The following is a 6,290-nucleotide window of genomic DNA, read 5'->3' on the forward strand; positions in this document are numbered from 1 at the left end:
ACTGCTGGCTGTTTTCGTCGTCGACAGCAGCGAGAAGGAACTGACCTTCCCGATCAAGGAGTAGGCGAGAGGGCCAGCTGTCGTCTGCGGCATCTGGCCCTTTCCCGATCGTTCGAAATCACTGCCGGTGAGCCCGAGCCATGTTCGGTGAAGATCGTTTCCTGCCGCTCGTCCTGATCAATATTCTGGGGCTTGCCGGCATTCTCGTATGGCACATTCAGGGGCGCAGCCGTCCGACCGGGCGCCTGATCGTGCAGATTCTGTTCTTCGCCACCATGAGCCTTGTGCTCGGCCTGGGCAGAATTTCGCCTTACCGGCTCGACCAGACCGAGCTTCAGGGCGCCGGCCTATTGATTGCCAAGTCGGCGAGGATCCTCTGGTAGACTCATCTTGCTTGGACGATCATCGGCTTCGTGCACATCTATATCGGTCTCAATCACAGGCCGCGGGAGGCACATCTTCTGCAGGATCTGATCATCGCCGTCGTTTATCTCGGCGTGGCGCTGTCGATCATCGGCTTCGTCTTTGGCGCGCCAATAGGCCCCTTTGGTTGCTACCTCGGGCGTGGTCGCCGTCATCATCGGCCTGGCGCTGCAGAATACGCTTGCGGACGTCTTTTCGGGGATCGCGCTCACGCTCGGGCGGGCTTATCTCATCGGCGACTGGATCCGGCTCAGCGACGGCACGGAAGGACGCGTCGCCGAAACCAACTGGCGCTCGACAAATCTGCTGACCGGCGCGCACAATTTGGTGGTGGTACCCAACAGCGTCCTGGCGAAGCAAGGGGTGACCAATCTCAGCCGTCCTGACGAAACGCACTGCATTGCGTTTGCCGTGCACATTGCCACACCCACGTGCCGTCCGTCGTTGAAGAGGTCATGCTGGGGGTTCTGCGGGACTGCGAGCGAATCGTCAAGGTTCCTCCGCCAGCCATCGCGCTCAAAGCGATCGATGCGATGGCTATCGAGGTCGAGCTGCAGTTCTGGGTGGCGAGTCCGGCGAGCCGAATGCCGGCCAAAAATGAGGTCATCGATCTCGTCTACCGCGGCTGCAAGACGAACGGCCTTTCTCTGGCAATGCCGCCCGAGAGCCTGCTCTGGGGGCCAGCCGTTATGGACGGTGAGCCCGCAGCTATCTTCAGCCGCTCTCATCCGAGAATGCCAACCTGCAATCGGAGCTTGCGATTGCGCTGGAACGCCAGACCATCACCGCGCAAATTCTCAACGTCATCTCCATGTCGCGAACCGACGTGCAACCGGTTTTCGACGTCATTTCTGAGAGCTCGCGGCGGCTGCTCGGTGGTCAAACGGCGCTTGTGACGCGCGTCGTAGGTGGCATGCTTCATCTGGCGGCATGCACGGCCGCGCCAGCCACGAGGAGATCCGGCTTCGTTTCCTGTTCCGCTGACTCAAGCCGTCAAGGAGATGGCGCGCGTCAGGGGATACCGAAACATGAAATCGCTGAAGAAAACAAATACGCGGCTGTTCACGCTTTTGAGGACCCCATCGTGATGGCCGGTGAGGGAACGATCGGGTGTGAAATACTGCAGGACCTGGACGATGTAGATACGGTCATCGTTCCCGTAGGCGGCGGAGGCCTAATCTCGGGAATCGCTACCGCCATAAAAGAAACGAAACCATCGGTGCGCGTTGTCGGAGCAGAGCCGGCCTTGACACCGAAGTATTTTCACAGCCGGATCAACAAGGAGCGCACATCGCTTCCCTTGAAAAAACTATTGCGGATGGCTTGAGGATAAGCGCTCCGGGTCAAAACCCGTATCCGATTATCGAAAAGTATGTGGACGAGATTGTTCTTGTTGAAGACGAGCACATCATCGCCGGGATGCGTGCTCTTGCCAAGGATGCGAAATTGATCGCTGAACCAGCCGCCTCGATTGGTGTCGGAGCACTGTTGGCGGGCACCATAGACGTCAAGCCCGATGAAAAAGTCTGTGCGGTGTTGTCTGGCGGGAACTGGGATCTACGCGACCTTGCCGAGATATACAATGTAGCGGGGTAGTCAGTTCCAGCTTCGGTCAGTTCACCACCCCGATCATGGGCTCTAATTCGTTGCCGGAAAGCGGACGACTACTGGCTCGGTGACGCTCCATCACACGACGACCTTGCCGTCCGACAGTGCTGTCGGCGTGGTTTGGCGTAGAACATTGCAACTCTGCTGACTAGTCGGATGACTTGGTCGCGCCATTGACACCGGCTGTCGCGCGAAGCACCCCTTGGGCCGACTGCAGATCCGATGTCGCGAATCCCTCCGTAAACTTGCCGCAGAGGGGCGCTAGCAGGTGATGAGCGTCGCCGAACCGGTTCTGCACGATCCATAGTCGGGCCAGGCTTGTCGCCGCGCGCAACTCCCATAGGTCAGCGCTTTGCCCTCGTGCTACCTCGGCCGCGTGGCGCAGTCGTGCTTCCGCCTCGGCACGATCAAACTCGGGCAGCTGCAGCATTAGCTCGCCCGTCAGCCGATGCAATTCCGCCTCGAACCACCGCTCGCCCGTTGCGCCAACTCGGTCCAGCGCGTCGGTCAGCAAATCCAAGCCTCGCTTTGCTCCCCCGGCATGCGCCTCGAGGCGCGCGAGCAAGCTCAAAAAGAATGGAACCAGGAACCTCGCTCCAGTCATCTGCCACGACGCCAAGCCTTCTCGAACCTGTGTGAGGGCCGCCGGTAATTCACCCGTCTCGGCTAGCGTCCAGCCTCGAACGATCGTACCTGCGCCGAGAAAGTGCGGAGAGCCCTGCGCTCTTGCGAGCGCGATCAGTGAATCCGCCCTATCTCGGGCTTCTCGCCAATCGCCGCGAAGCTGTGACAGGGTGCAGCCGTAAAGCAGGGCGTAACCGAGCGTGTTGCGGTGAGAAAGTTCGCTTGCGTCCGCCAATGCCTCGTTGCTCCTGGCCTGGGCCTGCTCGGGATAACCAAGAGCGAAGAGGGTCCAGGAGAGGACCGACAGTCCCGCCACCCGAGGATCCTGGGCGAACAGGAACGCGAGGGAGCGGTGTTGCTGCGGGTCATAAAGGGCGAGCGACCGTTCCAGATATTCGCGGGCAGTAGGTATCTCGCCGCGAAGGAAGGCATCGGTTCCGACGATGCGATTGCCGACGGTCTCGCCGGACACCTCCCGTTCTTCCTGCGCGCGCCGGAGCAGTTCCTCTCCCGCCTTCCTCCCCGCCTCCAGTTCAGCGCGCACGACGTGGAAGACCCAGTCTCCGTAGAGAACAGGGAGGAGCCTACTCGTGTCCCCGAGCCGCTCGCACAACTCGCGTGCTCGCGTATTGGCCCGCCCAACCTCTCGCGCTGCCCAACCCTTGGCAGTCATCAGGGCGACGCTGAGAGCGACTTGCAGGTCGAGTTCCTGCCGCCATCGCGCGGCATCATCAGGCAGCCCTTCAAGCAGCTCCAGCCCTCTTGTCAGATGGGTGATCGCTTCGGCCGTTGCGGAGCGCGCAATCTCGGCTTGCCCGGCCCTGAGCCAGTAATTGACCGCAGGTTCCAGTCGCCCGGCCTCCGCATAGTGCTGGGCCAGAAGCTCGGGCTGCGTCTGGACCGTTTCGGGGAAGCGTTGCTCGATCGCTGTGGCTATCGCCGCGTGCAACCGTTGTCGTTTCGTGCGCACAAGGGTCGCGTAGGCGGCGTCGCGTACGAGTGCGTGCTTGAAGCTGTAGGTCACCTGCGGCGGAGTCCCGTGGCGGAACACCAATCCCGACGCAATGAGGTCGTCGAGTGCTTCCTCTACCTCGCTCGTCTGCAACGGCGCGGCGGTCACCAGCAACTCATGCGAGAATTCTCGACCGATTGCGGCCGCCACCTGCGCCACCTCCCTGGCGGGTGCAAGTCGGTCGAGCCGGGCCAATAACGACTCCTGAAGCGTAGCTGGAATTGCGATTGCCGACAGCGGATTGGCGAGAGCGTAGTGATCGCCCTCGTCTTTAAGCAAGTTGGTCTCCAGTATCGCGCGCGTCAGCTCCTCAACGAAGAGCGGCACGCCGTCCGTCTGTCCAACGATCTGGTTGAGCACTTCGGCAGGCAGAGCCCTGCCGCCGGTCAAGCTTGCGACCATATCTGCGCCTTGCCGACGGCTCAAACGACTAAGCGTCAATGCCGTGACATGGGGATAGTGCATCCACGGTGGGAGAAACTCGGAACGGAACGTGATGAGCACCAGCACTGGCGAGTCTTGCACGCGGTCAACGACGAGATCCAGCAACTCGAGCGAGGTCGGATCCGCCCAATGCACGTCCTCATATACTGCCAGGACGGGCCGACGGGCCGCTAGCCCGATGAGCTGATCGACGAGCACCTCCAGCGTCCGCTTCTTCTGCCGGTGCGGGCTTAACTCCAACGGTAGATAGCGATCCTTCGCTGGAACCGACAGCAACGCCGCGAGCAACGCGGCCGCTTCGGCGACGTCTTCGGTCGATTGCGTGAGCAGCGCTTCGAGCTTGCTCAGTTTCACGTCTGGGGCATCCTCCGCGGCGAAGCCAGCTGCCCGCTCCAGAAGGCGAATAACCGGATGAAGCGGACTGGTCTGATGATAGGGCGAGCAGTAGTGACTTACAGTCGTATGCGGCTCGCCTTCCAGACGCCGCCGCAGGGCACGAACAAGGCGCGACTTGCCGATGCCGGGTTCGCCCGCTAGCAACACCACGCGGCCTTCCCTTTCTTTAGCCGCTTCCCAGAGCTTAAGCAGGAGTCCTATCTCGTGCTCGCGACCGAGGAGCGGAGTCAGGCTCGCCCCGTGCAGGGCTTCGAAACGGCTTTCCGCAGAGCTTTCACCGAGCACGCGCCAAGCGGGTACGGACGCAGGAAAGCCCTTCAATGGTTGGGAGCCGAGCTCGGCGAGATCGAACAGGCCGCCTATCAGCTGCCGGGTGGTGGATGCCACCACCACAGCTCCCGGCTCGGCGACACTTTGCAGGCGTGCCGCTAAATTGGGCGTCTCGCCGATTACCGTCTCCTCACGCGCTGCACCTTCGCCAATCAGTTCGCCGACAACCACCAAGCCGGTCGCGATGCCGACGCGGGCTTGCAGCGTCTCCCCATGCGGCGGTCGCAGGTTTCCCACTGCGTCGATGGCCGCAAGCCCCGCTCGCACTGCTCGTTCGGCCTCATCCTCGTGAGCGCGCGGATAGCCAAAGTAAGCGAGCACGCCATCGCCCATGTACTTGGCAACGTGGCCCTCAAATCGAGCAATTGCGCGCGCCACCGCACCCTGATAGCCCCGCAGCAGTTCGCCCATCTCCTCTGGATCGAGTCGTGAGGTAAGCGTGGTCGAGTCGACAAGGTCGACGAACATCACGGTGAGCTGCCGGCGCTCCGGCTCCGGGAGAATTACAGGTGTCCCGCCAACCCCAGCTTGGCCGCTCGGTTGAGCGACCTCACGCAGAGCTGCGATGGCAGCAAGCAGTTTACGACGGTGCCCCACCGAAGTGACGCCAAGACCAACCAGGTCCTCGGCAGTAAGATCTCTTAGGACTTCAGGATCGATGTCGTTTTGGCGGAACGTTTCTTCGTACTGTCCCAGCCCTTGATCGCGCAGCCAGGCACCGACGTCCATGGCTCCTCCTCCGTCTGCTCGGAGTGCAAGGTTCTTCAGCATACTCCAGAAGTCTCTTAGCCGCACGACCCAAGCGAAGAGGACCATGGCCTGCGCCGTCTGGTCGTCGAATGATCGAAATGACCCGTGAGTTCGATGCTCGTCTCGCCATCCTGGATGACCAATTGGACGAACTGGAAGCCACCCGCGAGAAGCTGGTTCTGGAACTCGCCAACGCCGAAGCGCCGGCGGAGGATTTTCAGGTGAAGATCGCGAAGCTGAAGGCGCAGTTCAATCCGGCCAATATCGAGATCAGCATCCGCAAGCTGCTCTTCCTCGCCCGCAACAATGCCGGCAAACATGCCAAGCAGCGCCTGATGCCGATCGTGTGCGATTTCATCCAGACCGTCGTGATCGGCAAGACGCCGGGCCACCAGCCGGCATCCCTCCAGGTGCACGGCTCGATCGCCAACATCACAGCGTCGATGGAGGTGCTCGACCTGCTTGAGCAGCAGTTCATCGCTGCGGCACAGAACGATCTGATGGCGAAGATCGCGTCGGGAGAGGTCGACACGGAGCACAAAAAGCAAAAGCTCCTCGACGCATACGCGGAGGAGCTTTCGGTTCGACAGCTTGAGTGGGCGAAATCGCCGTCAGCGGGCCGCGGCCGCAAGATCCTGATGCGGCCAATCATGAGCTCGCAGCCCGCCGCTTTACCCCGGCGGCGGGCATTGCCGTATACATG

The 6,290-nt window shown here is 61.5% G+C and carries 1 protein-coding gene and 3 pseudogenes; 3 read left to right on the plus strand and 1 reads right to left on the minus strand.

Annotated elements, in window-relative coordinates:
• Window positions 1–140: 140 nt before the first annotated feature.
• Window positions 141–1,106 (plus strand): annotated as a pseudogene (locus QN224_RS33235) (mechanosensitive ion channel family protein); the annotation flags it as partial.
• Window positions 1,107–1,450: 344 nt separating this feature from the next.
• Window positions 1,451–2,019, plus strand: a pseudogene (locus tag QN224_RS33240) (pyridoxal-phosphate dependent enzyme); the annotation flags it as partial.
• 160 nt (window positions 2,020–2,179) lie between these two features.
• Here QN224_RS33240 and QN224_RS33245 read toward each other — a convergent pair.
• On the minus strand, window positions 2,180–5,566 hold the full coding sequence (locus tag QN224_RS33245; protein ID WP_283980128.1) for an adenylate/guanylate cyclase domain-containing protein: 3,387 nt from the start codon (window positions 5,564–5,566) through the stop codon (window positions 2,180–2,182).
• Between the two features lie 119 nt (window positions 5,567–5,685).
• Between QN224_RS33245 and QN224_RS33250 the strand changes: the two are divergent.
• A pseudogene (locus tag QN224_RS33250) lies at window positions 5,686–6,290 on the plus strand (hypothetical protein); the annotation flags it as partial.

Origin of the sequence: Sinorhizobium sp. 7-81 (genome assembly GCF_030124405.1) — a bacterium.
GTDB lineage: Bacteria > Pseudomonadota > Alphaproteobacteria > Rhizobiales > Rhizobiaceae > Sinorhizobium > Sinorhizobium psoraleae.